Here is a 15,956-nt window from a genome sequence, read left to right as displayed (position 1 = left end):
GAAATGCCGTGATGGCTCACCAAGAATGCTTTAGCCCCCAAAAATAAACACAATGAAAACTACTCTTTTTATTTTCCTTTCTTTTTGCTCTTTGTTGAATCCAATTTTTGCCCAAACTCATGAAGAAAATGTAGTACTCAAACAAAGTAAAGGCGTTTTGGATGGCACTTTGTTAATGCCTAACAGCACTAAAAAAGTACCTGTTGTATTAATCGTAGCAGGTTCTGGGCCGACAGACCGCAATGGTAATAGTTCACTGAATGTAACGGCAAAATCTTATCAACTTTTGGCAGAAGGTTTGGCAAAGAATGGCATCGCTTCTTTGCGTTACGACAAAAGAGGCGTTGGCAAAAGTGCGTCTTCGATGATGAAAGAAAGCGATTTGACTTTTGAAACTTACATTCAAGATGTTCAGCAGTGGATTGATACCTTGAAAAAGAGTAATCGTTTTTCAAAAATTACCGTTTTAGGTCATTCTGAAGGCTCATTATTAAGTATGGTTGCCGTTCAAAAATCACCTGTGGATGGCTACATTTCTTTGGCTGGACCAGCTCGTGGTATTGATGAAATTTTGAATGAACAAATGGCTCAACAGCCTTTGCCAGATTCAGTGAAGAATGAAGTAAAACGGAATTTGGATAAACTCAAAAAAGGAGAAACATTACCGAAATTAATGCAAAACATGGCGATTATCATGCTTTTTCGTCCAAGTATTCAGCCTTACATGATTTCTTGGTTGAAATATGTACCTGCTGAGGAAATCAAAAAAGTAAAAGCAAAAACACTCATTATTCAAGGCACAACGGATATTCAAGTAAGTGAAAACGAAGGTAAATTGTTGGCGGCGGCACAGCCCAAAGCTAAATTGTTATTGATTAACGGGATGAACCATGTCTTGAAAGATGCCCCAGCCGACCGAGCCGAAAATATCGAAACTTATACCAATCCAGATTTACCTCTTTCAAAAGGCATGATAGAGGCGGTTGTGAAATTTGTGGATAGATTGTAGATTTGAGTTGTGAGCTTTGAGCTATCAGCTTTCAGATGTCGGATTTCAGACTTGTTTTAAAGAAAAACTCAAAGCTCACAGCTCGTAGCTCAAATCTCACAGCTAAAAAAATGAAACAACGCTTACTTTCCTTAGATGTTTTTCGTGGCTTGACGGTCGCCATGATGATTTTGGTCAATAATCCGGGCGATTGGGGGCATATTTATGCCCCACTCGAACACGCTGAATGGAATGGTTGTACACCAACAGATTTAGTCTTTCCATTTTTCCTTTTTATCGTAGGCGTTTCAATTTCCTTCGCTTTTCAAGGAAAAGTAGCAGACCGCAAAACCATTTTAAAGATTATCGAAAGAAGTATTAAACTCTTTGCTCTGGGTATTTTTCTTTCGCTTTTTCCAAAATTTGATTTTTCTATCGTCAGAATTCCGGGCGTTTTACAAAGAATTGCTCTCGTTTTTTTAGTAAGTTCTATCGTTTTCCTCATGACAAAACAGCGTACGCAACAAATCATTTTTGCTTCATTATTAATTGGTTATTGGTTGTTAATGACTTTCATGCCAGTTCCAGACGCTGGTGCAGCGAATCTTGAACCCGAACATAATTTAGGAGCGTACTTAGACAGATTATTGTTGGGCGTACCGCATTTGTACAAAGCCGTAAAAGTTTGGGACCCCGAAGGTATTCTCAGTACTTTGCCAGCCATCGCCAACGGTTTAGCGGGAGTTTTGGTGGGTACTTGGCTACAACGCAACGATAAAAGTGTTTCTGAACGAATACTTTACATTTATTTTTATGGAAGTATCGCTTTGGCATTGGCTTGGGCTTGGGATGCCGCAGGTTTTCCCATCAACAAATCTTTGTGGACGAGCTCATATTCCCTTTGGACGATTGGCTTGGCGATGTTTTTCTTGGCAGGATTTTATTGGTTGATAGATGTAAAAGGCTATAAATCTTGGACAAAACCCTTTGTCGTTTATGGCGTAAATGCCATTACAGTTTTCTTTTTATCAGGCTTAATTCCAAGAATTATGAACATGATAAAAGTAGAAATGCCCGATGGCGAAAAAGTAAGTTCTATTACTTGGCTATATCAATCTTTTATTGTGCCATTCTTTAGCGAGCCAAAGAATGCTTCTTTGGCAGGAGCAATCACTTTTGTACTGATTTGGTTAGGAATTTTGTGGATAATGTACGAGAAGAAAATGATAGTAAAAGTATAATAGAAGCGGTGGATAGGAAATGAATTTAGGCTTTGGATTACATTAATCAACTTCCCTAATTTCAGTACAAAAGTGTTTATAATATCAGAAAAGGCGATTGAAGAAAGTTGAGCTCTCTTCAATCGCCTTTTAAATTAAAGTACTACAACAGAGTTTTCATCGTAAGAAACACCCGTTGGAACAAATTTATCTGCTTCTTCATCATTCAACCAAATATCGTTATCAACTAAATAACGGAAAGCAAATTCTTTGCCAACTTCTAATTCAACAGAAGCTTTGAAAGTACCATCTTTTTGTTTTTTCAATGCTGTTGGATTCCATTCGTTAAAATCACCTAATAAACTTACTTTTTTTGCACCATTTACTGTTTCAGCAGGAAGTGCAAAAGTTACTTTACATACTGGTTTACTTTTTGAATACTGTTTCGTTAAAGCCATAATCGTAATTGGGTTTTAAGATTAATATTTTTATTTTATAAATAATTCTAGTGAATGTTTTGATTATTCTCATAATCAAAGTTAACACAAATATTCAAAAAAATATTTTATAATATCCTAACAACCAAATGATTAAATTAAAATAAAATTGAAATAATTATATTTTAACAAAACTTTTTACTAAAACAATTTTTATTTTCTTATGCTATTTAAGTATTTGCACTCAGATTATTGGTCGAGTTGAAAAACGATAGGTAAAGTAAATTTTACGGAGACATTTCTGCCAGATTGTTTGCCCGGATTCCAACGTGGCATTAACTTAATTACTCTTTGTGCTTCTTCGTCGCAACCAAAGCCCAAACCTTTCAAAATATCAATACTTGAAATATTTCCATCTTTGCCCACTATAAATTGTACGTACACTTTTCCACCAATTCCAACTTCTGACGCATTTCGTGGGTAACGTAAGTTTTTTTGAAGAAATTTAGCCAAAGCCGAATTGCCTCCGACAAACTCAGGTACTACCTCTACCGCCATAAAAACCATATCCTCTTCAACTTTTACTTCAACGGGTGCAGTGCCTTCACTTGTTTTAAACTTATCAGGGTCATCCACTGGAATCTCTCCAATTTCTCCTTCTTGCGTTACTGAACTAATCTGGGCATTGGTATTATTAAGTACATCTTGGTCGGGCGGTAATTCAGTTGCTTTATCGTCTTCTACAATTTCAGGTTGGTTAAAGGCAATTGTTTTATGTACTTTAACTTCCTCTTGCGGTGGTGGAGGTGTCACTTTTGGCTCTATAGGTATATCTTTGGGTGGTTCTGAAAGCTGGCAAAAAATAACATCTGCTATTACTTCAGTTTTATCTTCATTCTTAATATTGGCTAAAATCATAGGTGTACCAATTGCTAAACAAAATAAACCGATGCCTCCCAATAAGGCAATTTTGATTACTCGTTGATAATCGGTTCTTAAAATATAAGCACCATAAGCTTTGTTGCGGTTTTGAAAAACAATGTCTTCCAAAGTATCGTCTTCGTGTACTACTGTTTGATTTTCCATGATTGTTTGTGTTTGAATATTGAACTAATTTTTTAGTTGATTTGATTTTTAAAAAACCTCAATCTTAGTTGAGGCTTTTTAAGAGAATTACTTTTTCTTGGAAGTGATAATAATAACGCCGTTTTTTGCTTTTTCTCCGTATTTAATTAACGCTTTTTCATCTTTTAGAACATCAACTTTTTCAATAGTATTTGGGTCGATTTTCTCTAATTTGAAAGATGAGGTTTCTACTCCGTCTAAAATGTATAGGGGTTGGGGTTTATTCTTCCATTCTTCTGGTTTCTTATTTATTATAATACTAGCCTTACCTGTACTTCTTTCTATCACTTCACTATCATCAGTTTGTTTATCACTATAAACAAAGTTAATGGGAACAGTAAATCTACTATTTACTTTTTGTCCCTTATGCTCACCTGCTTCCCATTTAGGAACACTTTTTAAAACCCTAATAGCCTCTTCGTCCATGCCATAGCCAGCACCTTTAAGAACACTAAAATTAGCTGTACTTCCGTCTCTAGTAACAACAAATTGAACATAAACTTTACCTGAAGCTTTTGCATTTTGAGCTTCTAAAGGATATCTTAGATTATTTTGAAGATACTTTACAAAAGCCTCCATTCCTCCCGGGAATTCAGCTTGTTGGTCAACTGCATTAAATACACCACTAGTGTCTTTTTGTATCGTTTTAGCTTCTGAATTAGCGTAGCCCATTACAATTATTTCATCTAACTTTTTCCATCCCTTGAACTCTTTGCTTGGTTCATTAAGTAATAGTTCTTGTGTTCCGTTCTGCTTTTTTACTTCTAAACCGAAATTTACAGCCAACATTAAATTTTCTGATTGACCACTTTCTTTTAACTTTTTGATGGAATTTAATGAACGGATTACTTCTTCTGCTAAAATAGAACGCTCTTCTTTGGCATCTAAAACTTTAATATTTTCTATATTTCCAGATGGAGCAACTGTAAAACCTACCTGTACTTTACCAACAATTAAATTTCTTGATGCAATTGAAGGGTAAAGTAAAACACGTTGAAGAGATTTCTTTAACATTTGTTCATTTGTTGAACCTTCTGATAATTCTTTTGCCAAAGCTGGACTAATAATGAGTGCGTCAGAGAGATCAATGCCATTTTCTGATAAAACTTGGCGAGCAGATTTTGTTGAAGAAATTCTTACAGAAGAAATATCTGTTTTACTTACATCAAAGATACTGTCTTCTATCTTAGCAATTGATTTACTCGCTAACGTAGCCGAGGAAACCACAATCATTGTCATGAACAAAGGAGCAGTTAGTCCATATTTTAATAATGCTGTTCGGGTTGAACGTTGTTTTTGTAACATATCTATTCTTAATTTTAAGAGTGATTTATTGAAAAAATTATTCGTTAATGGAATAGCCTGTACCCCAAATTGTTCTTGAAAAAGTAACATGGCATAGTCTGCTTTTGATGCTTCGTGTCGGCTTGCTACTTCATCAGCTATAAATTCATGAATTTGTTTGATAGAACTTTTGTAGAGATATACTATCGGATTAAACCAATTGAAAATAGCGATTAATTCAAAAAGCATGATGTCGGCAGAATGTAATTGACGAATATGCACAAATTCATGTTTCATAATCGTAGAGCGATTTTTTAGCTCTTTACTAACAAAAACCATATTGAAAAATGAAAAAGCTCTTTGGTTATTTTCTCCCGAAACTTTTTTCTTCATCATTTTACCCAAGTAGGCTAAATTTCCTCCGAAACGACAAACTCCCAGAATGATACCGACGATATACGCAAACGCAAACATATCGCCTACAGTTAAGCCTCCTTTTGTGGCACTTTTTACTGTCACATAAAAAGTTTCAGGCGAATAAAAAGTATTAAACGTTTGGGATACTTGTTCAGTAACAAACCAACTTCTTACCCATTCTGATTGCATCAATGGTACAAAAAAAGCCAAAGCAGCCGATGCCACCAAGTAGCCTCGATTGAGGTTGAAAAAAGTTTCTGTTCGCAATAACAGTCGATAGAAACCATAAAAAAGTATTAAATACAAATTAACTTGGAGGAGGTAGCTTAGCCAATTCATAGTGTCGTAAATTTGGTTTTCGGATAGCTTAATAAAAGAATAAGGGTACTTGTAATTATTTAATACTCAGTAGTTTTTCGTCGTCTGGTGTGATATTAACGATAGCATAACGTTTGTTATTAGTGATTTTCATTTCATCTAACAAATCAATCATGTTTCGATATTTTGCCTTGTTGGTTGATTTAATGACCACCGTAAAGTTGTCGCCAATTCTACGTTTGTAGTCAAACAATACTTTTCTGATGCCTTTATCAGAGAAATCTGTACTGCTCACTTTCGGATTACATTCCAATCCTTGGTAATAGAAAACCTTATTTTGGTCATCCAATACAACATTCAAAGATTCTGAACAACGCACTGGTGATGTATGTCCAAGGTCATCATTGTCAGGCATATTCAATTGCATAATCACTGGTTTGGCTAGGGTAGTGGTAAGCATGAAAAAAGTGATGAGTAGAAAACCTAAATCTACCATTGGAGTCATATCTATCTTGGTTGATAATTTATGACTTCTCTTTTTTGAACCATTGCTTTTGTCGGATGCAGATATTTCAGCCATAGTATTTAAGTATGAGTTGTGAATTGTGAGTGATGAGTTGTGAACTAATACAGTTTAAAGTATTGATTCACAGTGTTTTAAGTTGGTGGGATGACTTTGTTTGTATTACATGAATTATTTAATGATTGATAGAATTTAAAACTTAAGCTTTTTATTTTATTTGAGAATTTAGAGAATAGGTTTGAAGGTGTAGAAAATTACTTCATCAACAGTAATAGAACATTGTTAAATGTTAAGTTTTGAATAGGATGTTTACTATGTAATATTTACCAAAGTCAGCGTTGCAGCTTTTCTATTTCTCTTCTTCTTCTTTCATTTTATTAATCATATTCAAAATCTCGTCTGCATCTTTTACGTCAATTTTCCCTTTTTTAGAGAAGAATGAAAAAAGACTTGAGAATGAATTTTCAAAGTAACCTTCTACCAATTTTTCAGTAGCGAAAGAACTATAGCTTTCTTTACTAATAATAGGGAAGTATTCATGCGATTTTCCATAGGAATTGTGGCTAACAAATCCTTTTTCTTGTAAAATTCTAATAATGGTCGAAACTGTATTATATGCAGGTTTTGGTTCGGGTAATTCATCCAAAACATCTTTGACAAAGCCCTTTTCTATTTGCCAAAGTACTTGCATAATTTGTTCCTCAGCTTTGGTTAGTTCTCTTTCTACTGATTGCATTTTTCTTTAAATTTTATTTAAGTTTGATACCCTTGTGAATTCTTGGTTAAATATAAAACTAATATTTTAGTTTACAAACTATTTCTTTAGTTTTTGGAATTATTTTTTGAAAAAGCATAAAAAAAGCGATGTTTCCACCGCTTTAGACTAAAAGTTGTTCGCCTACTTTCAAGATTTTTAGGGTTTGATTGATTTTCCCGTCTTTTTCCAATTGTTTTAAAATTTGTTCAGGTTCAGAAAGTGGTTCATCGGCTTGGTCGAAAGTACCATAATGAAAAGGAACCATTACTTTAGCGTTGGTTTCATTGAAAGCCTGCACAGCGTGTTCGGGGTCTTGATGGTTTGGCGACATAAACCAGCGTGGCGAATAAGCTCCAGCACCAATCATTGCTACATCAATATTAGGAAACAAAGCGGCTACTTCTTTGAAATGACTGCCATAGCCCGAATCTCCGCCGAAGTAAATGGTTTTATCTTTACTCTTTAATACAAATGCTCCCCAAAGCCTTTCGTTGACATCGCCCAAAGAACGATTTGACCAATGTCTTGATGGTAAGAAGTAAATTTCTAAATCGTCTTTTGTTTGGTACTGTTGATACCAGCCAGCTTCTTGAATTTCGTTATTAGGAATCCATTTTCGGAGTAAATCGGTCATTTTTAAACCTGTCAGAAAAGTTGCTTTTGGATTCTGGCTTTGTAATAATTTCAAACTGTCTTTATCACAATGGTCGTAATGAGCATGAGAAACCAAAATATAATCAAGATTTTGGAGTTTTTCAGGTGAAATCGGTAATTCAGAATGGCGTTTGGTAGCAGGAATTTTTCCTAAAACAGGGTCAATTAAAATTTGTTTTCCATTCAAACGAATAAAAAACGAAGCATGACCTAGCCAAACAATCATATCTTGAGGTTCAGTCAAAAAAGTATCATTTTTGATTACTTCCAGTTGCCAAGTATCTTCTTTTTTGAATTGTTTCTGAGGGTTTTTAGTCGTCATCCATTTAAAAGCCGTTCCCAATTTATGAATAAAGGGAAACTCATGATTCATAAAACGACCGTCTTGGTCAACAGGTGTACCTTCCCAAGTATCCAGAATGGTTTTTAGATTGGGATTATTCGTGCGAGTTTTAATCATTTGCGTTTTTTCAGCTTGGGTAAAAAGAATACCCCCGCTGGTTTTTGAGACCGTAGCGAGGGTAAGTATTTTATGAATGAATTTCCTTCGTTTCATCAGATAAAGGATTGTTTCTAAGTCAGTTGCTTTGCCGTAGCTCGTGTCTTCACGAGCGATTCTATGGGTAACTTAGTTACATGTGAAGAAACACACAACGGCATAAAAGCTCACAGCTTCTTGCCATCAATAATCATAATCCAAACCCAAAACATTTCTCAATTCATTGAGAGCAGGATTTTTATCTGCTAAAAATCTAAATTTATCAGCCTGAGTATAAATCAGCGTTTTGTTTTCTACTTCTGCTACAACAACTTCAAGATGAATTGTTGAATTTTGTAAAACTTGTCTGAGATGAGTAAGTATTTCTGTTCTTAAAGTAGTAGTCAATAAATCTACTTGGATATCATTATCAACTTCTAAATGAATCGTCGTTCCTTTCAAAGTAAAAGGTCTATTCAAAATTACATATTCACTAAAACGCTGTTTTTCTTCTAAATGTTTTATTTGTTCGTTCCAAACCACTTGGAGTTCTTCCAGCGTAAATGCTTTATTCTGTTGAACTGTAGCTTTTGGAGTAACGATATTCTGTGGTTCTTGAGCTTGAGTAACTGGTTTCCCAAGCGTTGCAGTACTTCTTAATTTACCAATTTGTGGATTGCTGATTGGGATTTGGGGAATATTCACCGAAGTAGTATCCGAACTTACATTTGTAGTTTCGTGTACCTTCGTGTCGTTTTCCTTAGTCCCTAAATCCTTTCCCAAGCCATCGCCCTCCGTTGCTGGTAAGTTGGCTAAATTCAATACTTTAGAAATATTAGCTAGTTTCAACAAGCAAATTTCAACATGTAATTTCTGGTTTTTGGCAGCTTTATAATTCAAATCGCAAGCCGAGCCAATACTTAAAGCTGACGCTAAAAATGAATAGGGTGCATTGGTAGATTGCGTTAAATATTTTGCTTGAACAGATTCAGAAACTTGTAATAACCTGACTGTGACGGGGTCTTTACAAACCAGAAGATTTCGGAAATGTTCTAATAAGCCAACAATAAATTGATGTCCATCGAAACCTTTTTTCAAGATTTCATCGAATAATAGAAGCGATTCCGAAATGTTTGCATTAACCAAAGCGTCGGTCATTCTGAAATAATAATCATAATCCAGAATGTGCAAATTATCTAATACTTCCGAATACCTCAGGATGTTATCTTTTGAAAAAGTAACATTCAAATCAAACATTGAAAGAGCATCTCTCAATCCTCCATCGGCTTTTTGGGCAATTAATTCCAGTGCATCGTTATCCGCTTCAATGCCTTCTTGCAAAGCAATTTTTGATAAATGCTGCGTCATGTCATTAATTTGAATTCTATTGAAATCAAAAATCTGACAGCGAGAAAGAATCGTTGGAAGTATTTTATGCTTTTCGGTAGTGGCTAAAATGAAAATCGCATACGAAGGCGGTTCTTCCAAAGTTTTCAGAAAGGCATTGAAAGCACTTGTTGAAAGCATGTGAACCTCATCAATAATATAAATTTTATATTTTCCTGATTGCGGAGGATAACGCACTTGGTCAATCAAACTACGAATGTCATCAACCGAATTGTTTGAAGCAGCATCCAATTCGTGAATATTAAACGAAGCATTATTCTGAAAAGAACGGCAAGATTCACATTCTCCACAAGCTTCGGCTTCTTCGCTAAGGTTCTGACAGTTAATAGTTTTTGCCAAAATTCTGGCACAAGTAGTTTTTCCTACACCACGAGGGCCACAAAATAAAAATGCCTGTGCTAAGTGATTGGTACGGATAGCATTTTTGAGCGTTGTAGTGATATGCGACTGACCAACGACGGAATCAAATAATTGCGGGCGATATTTTCGGGCTGAAACGACAAAGTTTTCCATACACAAATGTAGGTACAAGTGTACGATTTGGCAAATCAAGATAGGGCGATGTCGCTTTTATTATAGTAGGCTAAAAAAGAATAAGTTTAGCAGGTTTTGCTAAACTTATTGCTGTGGCAAAGCAAAATTTATCTTTCACCAACAAATTTGGTCAATGAAAAACCCCAAACTTTGTTAGTTTCTTTCAGGTAAGTATTATCTAATATATTCGCTGTGCCAAGCGTATAATTGATACTTATTCTCAGTCCTTCTACTACTTCATAGCCAGCGATTAGATTTACACCCATATCAAAACGATTCGCTTTTCCAGCACTGAAATCATAGTCATTACTTTTTCCTTGAATGACTACTTTGCCATTGATAGCATGAGCAGCATAAATTCCACCGCCAATTGTAAAATCATTAGTTACTTCATAAAGTAAATTGATGGGTATTTCAATGTAGTTGACTGTGGACTTACTACTTGGTGATTGGCTCTCATAGCCTTTTTGAGAGAAAAGCAAATTGGGTTGAAGTAGCGTTCTTTCAGTTAATCTGGTTTCTAATAATACGCCAGCATGAAAGGAAGTAAGTGCATCTGGGGTAACTGTTACTCCACCTGAAGTGATGGAAACATTGGCTAGATTCACTCCACCTTTCAAACCAAAACGTGTTTGGGCTTTTGAAGTAAATATAGAAAATAATAAAACTAAAGCTAGTAAGATTTTATTAGTCATGCTTATGGTTGATTAAATAGAAATTATGTCTGAATAATTTTTTAAATCAAAAAGCCCAGCAGTTTATTTGCTGAGCTTTTGATTTAAGTCGTAATTATAATAGATTATCTATCTTTCACCGAAAAGCTTCGTGATAGAAATACCAATTACTTTGTTTTTTACAGTTGAATTAGCTTCATTACTAATGTTGGCTAAACCAAAAGAATAATTTGCACTAATTATCAGTCCGTCAAGGACTTCATAGCCAGCAACAAAATTTAAACCGAAATCTGCTCGTTTCAACTGACCACCATCTCCAAATTCAGCGTCAGTAGAAACGCCATTGCTAACTGATTTTCCACTAAGTGCATAACCTAAATATGGTCCAGCACCTATTGTGAAATAATCGCTAGCTTCGTACAAAAAGTTTACCGGTAATTCTAAATAATTAAGAGTAGCCTTTGTAGAACTGAATCCACTAATTTCTGCCGAATAACCTTTTTGTGAAAATAATAAGTTAGGCTGTACAACAATTCTATCAGATAATCTTGATTCTAGTACACCACCGACGTGGAAAGAAGTGATAGAGCTTGGCGAAATTGAAAATCCGCTTGCAGAAAAAGTAACATTAGCAAAATTTACACCACCTTTGAAACCAAGGCGAGTTTGAGCTTTAGAGGCTAAGGAAAACGCAACTAAGCTAAGAATTAGTAGAATTTTTTTGTTCATTTTGTGTATAATTAAAGTGTTTATTTATTGAGTGTAAAAGTAATATATTAAGAAATACTATCAAATTTTAATATTTTAATACTTTTTTTAAGTTATTGATTAGTAGATTGTTATGGAGATTATTTTTTATTAAACGGTAATTCACTCAAAAAACTTCTTCACCAAAATGTCAAAAACTTCTATCAAAATCAGAATAATTACTATCCATTCCAGACGAGTACTTTCTCTGTTTTGAAGTAAATCTGTAAAAAGTTTGAGATTTTCTTGAACGATTTTTAATTTGTAATCAATATCTTGATAACGCATTTTTAAATCAAGGTTTCGTTTCAAACCTTTGTCGATGCGTTCTAAATGTTCATTTTCCCAGACAACATCTGGTGCATCAAAAATGTAAAGATTATCAATAATTGAATTTTTGATGTTGAGGGTTCTTCCGATAAATTTTAGTAAATCTTTCTTAGAATGGCTAAACGTACCTGTTTGTTCGAGTTCGTCTGTGAATTTTTGTGAATCTTGAAAAATCTCTAAAGTCAAGAATTCATAATAGTCTAAAGAAACGGATTGACCGATATTCAACATCACAATTCTGATAGAATCTTCAGTGATTTCGGGAATGGTAATCGAGTTATAGCGAAGAATAAGTGCGGTTTGGGCATCTGTTTGAAGGTCGAAATTTTCTTCAAATTTGGCAGAAACAAGATCTTCCGCAAAGGTTTTTACGAATTTCAGAAAAGCACTTTTTTCTAAATCATTAAATCCTCCAAAAACTACTACGCCATAGCTCAACAAATAGCAGTATTTGTTTTCTTCTTGCTTGTAAAAAAGTTCAGAATTATTAAAAAGTAACGGTTCGTTGGTGTACTCGTTTCTGAACTTTTTAAGGTTGATGACTTCTGATACTTGGTAGGCTTCAATTTTCATAATCATAGCGGGACGAATCGCTGCGTCCCTTTATTTATTTTCTTTGAAATACCGCTATTGGAATACTATCTAATCTGTCCGTCTCCAGTAATTAGCCACTTTTCTGTCACTAATTTTTCTAAAGCAAAAGGTCCACGAGCGTGAAGTTTTTGCGTAGAAATTCCGATTTCAGCTCCCAAACCAAACTGTCCTCCATCCGTAAATCTGGTTGAAGCATTGGTATAAACAGCCGCCGCATCTACTTCGGTTATGAATTTTTCAGCTAATTCATCATTAGTCGTAATAATGGCTTCCGAGTGGCGAGTAGAATGTTTACGGATATGTTCCAGAGCTTCATCCGTATTTTTCACGGTTTTTATTGAACATTTAAAATCTGTAAATTCTTTACCAAAATCACTTTCCTGAGCTTTTTGTAAGTAAGGATATTGATGTTTAGATAATACTTCAAAAGATATTTCATCTGCAAAAATCTCTACTTGAGCTTTGGCAAAATCTTCGATAATTAATGGTAAAAATGTATCTGCAACCGCTTCATCAACGATAATAGTTTCTAAAGAATTACAAACCGACGGTCTTGAAATTTTGGCATTAGCAACAATCGCTTTTGCTTTTTGCAAATCTGCCGAAGTTTCCACGTAAGTATGACAAACGCCTGCACCTGTTTCAATCGTTGGTACTAAAGAATGAGTACGTACAAACTGTATCAAAGAAGCCGAACCACGAGGAATAATTAAATCAACAAAACGAGTTGCTGTTAATAATTCTTTCACCAATTCACGGTCTGTTGGCAACAAAGTAATGCAAGCTGTATTGATGCCAAACTCTTGTAATACTTGGTGAATCAAATTGACCAAGTACGAATTTGTGTCAAAAGCATCCGAACCGCCACGCAAAACCACAGCGTTTCCAGAGCGAATGCACAAAGCCGTTACATCAACCGTTACATTCGGGCGGGCTTCGTAAATGACACCTATTACGCCCATCGGAACGGCTATTTTTTTGATTTTTAAACCGTTATCTAAAGTTTTTTCTAATAAAGTTGCTCCAGTGGGGTCGGGGAGTACCGCTATTTCTTGAATACTTTCAGCCAATGCGTCGATGCGACTTTCGTTTAAAACCAAACGGTCATACTTGGGGTCGGATAAATCCATGCGGACTAAATCTTTCAGATTCTCAGCAATGATTTGAGTTTTGTTTTCTACTAAAACCACAGCCAAACGGTTCAGAATGGCTTTTTTCTTTTCGTCCGTCAAACGTCTCATTTCCGCAGAAGCAGCCTGCGTCTGCTCTAAAAGTGGAATAATAGTTTTCGGAAGCGTTAATGTTTCAAGTTCCATTGTTTTTCTGATTAACAAAATTCAATGTAAAGTTCGCAAACATTTTTAGAATGTATTCAGATTTTTTGTAATATCGTCTGAACAAAGCTCAATAAATTCATGGAAATCAAAAAGAAATATAGCAACGGAGAAGTAACGGTGGTTTGGCAACCTTCAAAATGTATTCATTCTGCTATCTGTTTTAAAACGCTTCCTTCTGTTTTTGACCCCAAGAAACGCCCTTGGATAACTTTAGAACAGGAAGAAACAAAAACTATCATTGAACAAATAAAAGCTTGTCCTTCAGGTGCTTTAAGTTATTTTATGAATGATGAAAAAAACCATGAAAGCCAAGTGTTAGAAGATACTGTAGTAGAAGTATTGGCAAATGGCCCATTATTAATTTATGGAAATTTGAAAGTAAAAGATAAAGACGGCAACGAAACGATGAAAAGTCAGACGACGGCATTTTGTAGATGCGGTGCTTCAAAAAATAAACCATATTGTGATGGTTCTCATGTGAAAATCGCTTTTGAAGGGTAGCTTTTGTTACCTTTTTTAGTTTCAGCACAAAGTACAAAGCAATATTTTTCCAGAATGATTGTATTCTCTTTAAACAGACAAAATTATGCTAGAGCAAAATGAAGCTAGAATCTATCTTGCCGAAAAAAGAGGATTAACTTTTGGGAAAACCTTCAAAAGGTTTCATACTTTCAACGACGAACTATATTTTGATGAAAGCAGAAAACCATTTGGAGACTTAAAAGTATTGAATGAAGAAATATTGGGTGCAGGAGAGCGTCTGACACTGACATTAAAAGAAACAACGACCTTGATACTTTTGCCATTAGTGGGAGGTTTTTTATTTACTTTTAATTCAAATGAAAAAGAGTATATCGTTGCTAGTCAGTCGTTTATGATTTCAGGAGAAGCTGGTGATACTTATGAAATAGCAAATCCATACGCAGATGAAACAATCAGTTTTTTACAAATTCAGCTTAAAGAAGCAAAAAGTGAAACTGAAAAGTTTGATATTAAGGAGTTAAATCTTGATGAACAAAATCAATTAATCTCACTCAATTCAAAAGAAAATAACTTTTTTATTGGGCAATATGAAGGGCGAGAAGAGGGATTCTATCAATTAAAAAATCCGAAAAATGGCTTATTTGTATTGATCATTGAAGGTGCATTTGAAGTTCAAAATAGACTTTTAGAAACCAAAGATGCTTTGGCTTTATGGAATTTTACGGATGATGCGAAGGTAGAATTTGAAGCACTTTCTAATGGTGCAATGATATTATTAGCTGAAATTCATATTTAATTTTTCAATGTTTTTATTCGTTGAGGCAATACATTGTTAACTATACTTGTATTCTTGAAAGAACTCCCTAAATTCCTCAATGAAATGAAAAGAATAGATTTTTTAAGAAAAAGCTTTGGTTCACTTGGTGCATTAGCTGTATCTGCTCCGTTACTTGCTTCGTGTAAAGAAGATGAAGTAATAGCAGATGCTACCACACCAACCACTGGAGGAGTAGATACTTCTGTTACTCCGTCAAGCTGTTCGGTAACGAATACAGAAACTGCAGGTCCTTTTCCCACAAAAGAACCTGCCACTTTGATTAGAAAAGACATTACTACCGATAGAAAAGGCACACCTTTGACAATTAATATTGTTATCAGAAATGTCAATAATAGTTGTAATATTTTAGCCAATGCCATTGTAGATATTTGGCATTGCGATGCAGCTGGAGGTTATTCTGAGTACGGTGGAACAGGTATGCAAAGTACAAATTATACTTCTGTTCATTTTTTAAGAGGACGCCAGACAACCGATTCAACTGGAGTTGCTGCTTTCACGAGTATTTATCCGGGTTGGTACTCAGGTAGAGCACCTCATATTCACGTTCATATTTACAATGCTTCTGGTACTTCTTTATTGGTTACACAAATTGCTTTTCCAGAAGATGTCAGTGCGGTAGTTTATGCACAAGGCGTATATGCTAGTCATGGACAGGCAGATACGAAAAATGCGACAGATAATATTTTTAGAGATGGTTTTGCAACTGAATTAGCAACAGTAACTGGAAGCGTAGCAGCTGGTTATGTACTTACTCATACAATTTATGTAAAAGGTTAATAGTCTGTAAACTATCAAAAAGAGGTTTGAGGAT

16 protein-coding genes are annotated in these 15,956 nt (G+C 34.9%); 5 read left to right on the top strand and 11 right to left on the bottom strand.

Annotated elements, in window-relative coordinates; genetic code table 11:
* The first annotated feature begins 52 nt into the window (after positions 1–52).
* The gene (locus tag HNP25_RS09675) at positions 53–1,009 is read left to right on the top strand and encodes an alpha/beta hydrolase (RefSeq protein WP_184133701.1); all 957 of its coding nucleotides are present in this window, start codon (positions 53–55) and stop codon (positions 1,007–1,009) included.
* A gap of 110 nt (positions 1,010–1,119) precedes the next feature.
* Complete coding sequence (locus tag HNP25_RS09670) at positions 1,120–2,229, top strand: acyltransferase family protein (RefSeq protein ID WP_184133699.1); 1,110 nt, start codon at positions 1,120–1,122, stop codon at positions 2,227–2,229.
* Between the two features lie 134 nt (positions 2,230–2,363).
* Here the strand turns inward: HNP25_RS09670 and HNP25_RS09665 are convergent, their stop codons facing one another.
* The 11 genes from HNP25_RS09665 to HNP25_RS09615 form a co-directional block, all read right to left on the bottom strand.
* Positions 2,364–2,666 (bottom strand): isoamylase early set domain-containing protein, encoded by a 303-nt coding sequence (locus HNP25_RS09665; RefSeq protein ID WP_184133698.1) that lies wholly within the window; start codon positions 2,664–2,666, stop codon positions 2,364–2,366.
* 228 nt (positions 2,667–2,894) lie between these two features.
* Positions 2,895–3,731, bottom strand: a complete 837-nt coding sequence (locus HNP25_RS09660) for an energy transducer TonB (RefSeq protein WP_184133696.1) — start codon at positions 3,729–3,731, stop codon at positions 2,895–2,897.
* Between the two features lie 87 nt (positions 3,732–3,818).
* Positions 3,819–5,810, bottom strand: coding sequence for a M56 family metallopeptidase (locus HNP25_RS09655; protein ID WP_184133694.1), 1,992 nt, complete (start codon positions 5,808–5,810; stop codon positions 3,819–3,821).
* A gap of 55 nt (positions 5,811–5,865) precedes the next feature.
* Positions 5,866–6,369 (bottom strand): ExbD/TolR family protein, encoded by a 504-nt coding sequence (locus HNP25_RS09650; protein WP_184133692.1) that lies wholly within the window; start codon positions 6,367–6,369, stop codon positions 5,866–5,868.
* A gap of 292 nt (positions 6,370–6,661) precedes the next feature.
* Positions 6,662–7,048 (bottom strand): BlaI/MecI/CopY family transcriptional regulator, encoded by a 387-nt coding sequence (locus tag HNP25_RS09645; protein ID WP_184133690.1) that lies wholly within the window; start codon positions 7,046–7,048, stop codon positions 6,662–6,664.
* A gap of 142 nt (positions 7,049–7,190) precedes the next feature.
* Positions 7,191–8,279: an MBL fold metallo-hydrolase gene (locus HNP25_RS09640; RefSeq protein ID WP_229202828.1), complete on the bottom strand. Its 1,089-nt coding sequence runs from the start codon at positions 8,277–8,279 to the stop codon at positions 7,191–7,193.
* Positions 8,280–8,405: 126 nt separating this feature from the next.
* The gene (locus HNP25_RS09635; protein WP_184133688.1) at positions 8,406–10,121 is read right to left on the bottom strand and encodes a DNA polymerase III subunit gamma/tau; all 1,716 of its coding nucleotides are present in this window, start codon (positions 10,119–10,121) and stop codon (positions 8,406–8,408) included.
* A 128-nt stretch (positions 10,122–10,249) separates the two neighbouring features.
* The gene (locus tag HNP25_RS09630; RefSeq protein WP_184133686.1) at positions 10,250–10,837 is read right to left on the bottom strand and encodes a porin family protein; all 588 of its coding nucleotides are present in this window, start codon (positions 10,835–10,837) and stop codon (positions 10,250–10,252) included.
* A gap of 108 nt (positions 10,838–10,945) precedes the next feature.
* Entirely contained in the window at positions 10,946–11,545 is a 600-nt protein-coding gene (locus HNP25_RS09625) for a porin family protein (protein WP_184133684.1), read from the bottom strand.
* Between the two features lie 141 nt (positions 11,546–11,686).
* Positions 11,687–12,466, bottom strand: coding sequence for an RMD1 family protein (locus HNP25_RS09620; RefSeq protein WP_184133682.1), 780 nt, complete (start codon positions 12,464–12,466; stop codon positions 11,687–11,689).
* A gap of 65 nt (positions 12,467–12,531) precedes the next feature.
* On the bottom strand, positions 12,532–13,803 hold the full coding sequence (locus HNP25_RS09615) for a glutamate-5-semialdehyde dehydrogenase (RefSeq protein WP_184133680.1): 1,272 nt from the start codon (positions 13,801–13,803) through the stop codon (positions 12,532–12,534).
* Positions 13,804–13,902: 99 nt separating this feature from the next.
* On the opposite strand from HNP25_RS09615, the gene HNP25_RS09610 reads away from it, so the two are divergent.
* The 3 genes from HNP25_RS09610 (at position 13,903) to HNP25_RS09600 (ending at position 15,922) form a co-directional block, all read left to right on the top strand.
* Complete coding sequence (locus tag HNP25_RS09610; RefSeq protein WP_184133679.1) at positions 13,903–14,325, top strand: (4Fe-4S)-binding protein; 423 nt, start codon at positions 13,903–13,905, stop codon at positions 14,323–14,325.
* 85 nt (positions 14,326–14,410) lie between these two features.
* Complete coding sequence (locus tag HNP25_RS09605; protein ID WP_184133677.1) at positions 14,411–15,103, top strand: pirin family protein; 693 nt, start codon at positions 14,411–14,413, stop codon at positions 15,101–15,103.
* An 84-nt stretch (positions 15,104–15,187) separates the two neighbouring features.
* Positions 15,188–15,922, top strand: coding sequence for a dioxygenase family protein (locus tag HNP25_RS09600; protein WP_184133675.1), 735 nt, complete (start codon positions 15,188–15,190; stop codon positions 15,920–15,922).
* Positions 15,923–15,956 lie beyond the last annotated feature (34 nt).

It is taken from the genome of Arcicella rosea (assembly GCF_014204325.1).
Lineage (GTDB): Bacteria > Bacteroidota > Bacteroidia > Cytophagales > Spirosomataceae > Arcicella > Arcicella rosea_A.
Note: the sequence above shows the minus strand (reverse complement) of the source record. Positions and strands in the feature narration are given on the sequence as shown.

What these genes read in the sequence shown, in the direction of transcription:
- HNP25_RS09675 (WP_184133701.1), top strand. Translation starts at nt 53, where the DNA reads ATGAAAACTACTCTTTTTATTTTCCTTTCTTTTTGCTCTTTGTTGAAT.
- HNP25_RS09670 (WP_184133699.1), top strand. Translation starts at nt 1,120, where the DNA reads ATGAAACAACGCTTACTTTCCTTAGATGTTTTTCGTGGCTTGACGGTC.
- HNP25_RS09665 (WP_184133698.1), bottom strand. Translation starts at nt 2,666, where the DNA reads ATGGCTTTAACGAAACAGTATTCAAAAAGTAAACCAGTATGTAAAGTA.
- HNP25_RS09660 (WP_184133696.1), bottom strand. Translation starts at nt 3,731, where the DNA reads ATGGAAAATCAAACAGTAGTACACGAAGACGATACTTTGGAAGACATT.
- HNP25_RS09655 (WP_184133694.1), bottom strand. Translation starts at nt 5,810, where the DNA reads ATGAATTGGCTAAGCTACCTCCTCCAAGTTAATTTGTATTTAATACTT.
- HNP25_RS09650 (WP_184133692.1), bottom strand. Translation starts at nt 6,369, where the DNA reads ATGGCTGAAATATCTGCATCCGACAAAAGCAATGGTTCAAAAAAGAGA.
- HNP25_RS09645 (WP_184133690.1), bottom strand. Translation starts at nt 7,048, where the DNA reads ATGCAATCAGTAGAAAGAGAACTAACCAAAGCTGAGGAACAAATTATG.
- HNP25_RS09640 (WP_229202828.1), bottom strand. Translation starts at nt 8,279, where the DNA reads ATGAAACGAAGGAAATTCATTCATAAAATACTTACCCTCGCTACGGTC.
- HNP25_RS09635 (WP_184133688.1), bottom strand. Translation starts at nt 10,121, where the DNA reads ATGGAAAACTTTGTCGTTTCAGCCCGAAAATATCGCCCGCAATTATTT.
- HNP25_RS09630 (WP_184133686.1), bottom strand. Translation starts at nt 10,837, where the DNA reads ATGACTAATAAAATCTTACTAGCTTTAGTTTTATTATTTTCTATATTT.
- HNP25_RS09625 (WP_184133684.1), bottom strand. Translation starts at nt 11,545, where the DNA reads ATGAACAAAAAAATTCTACTAATTCTTAGCTTAGTTGCGTTTTCCTTA.
- HNP25_RS09620 (WP_184133682.1), bottom strand. Translation starts at nt 12,466, where the DNA reads ATGAAAATTGAAGCCTACCAAGTATCAGAAGTCATCAACCTTAAAAAG.
- HNP25_RS09615 (WP_184133680.1), bottom strand. Translation starts at nt 13,803, where the DNA reads ATGGAACTTGAAACATTAACGCTTCCGAAAACTATTATTCCACTTTTA.
- HNP25_RS09610 (WP_184133679.1), top strand. Translation starts at nt 13,903, where the DNA reads ATGGAAATCAAAAAGAAATATAGCAACGGAGAAGTAACGGTGGTTTGG.
- HNP25_RS09605 (WP_184133677.1), top strand. Translation starts at nt 14,411, where the DNA reads ATGCTAGAGCAAAATGAAGCTAGAATCTATCTTGCCGAAAAAAGAGGA.
- HNP25_RS09600 (WP_184133675.1), top strand. Translation starts at nt 15,188, where the DNA reads ATGAAAAGAATAGATTTTTTAAGAAAAAGCTTTGGTTCACTTGGTGCA.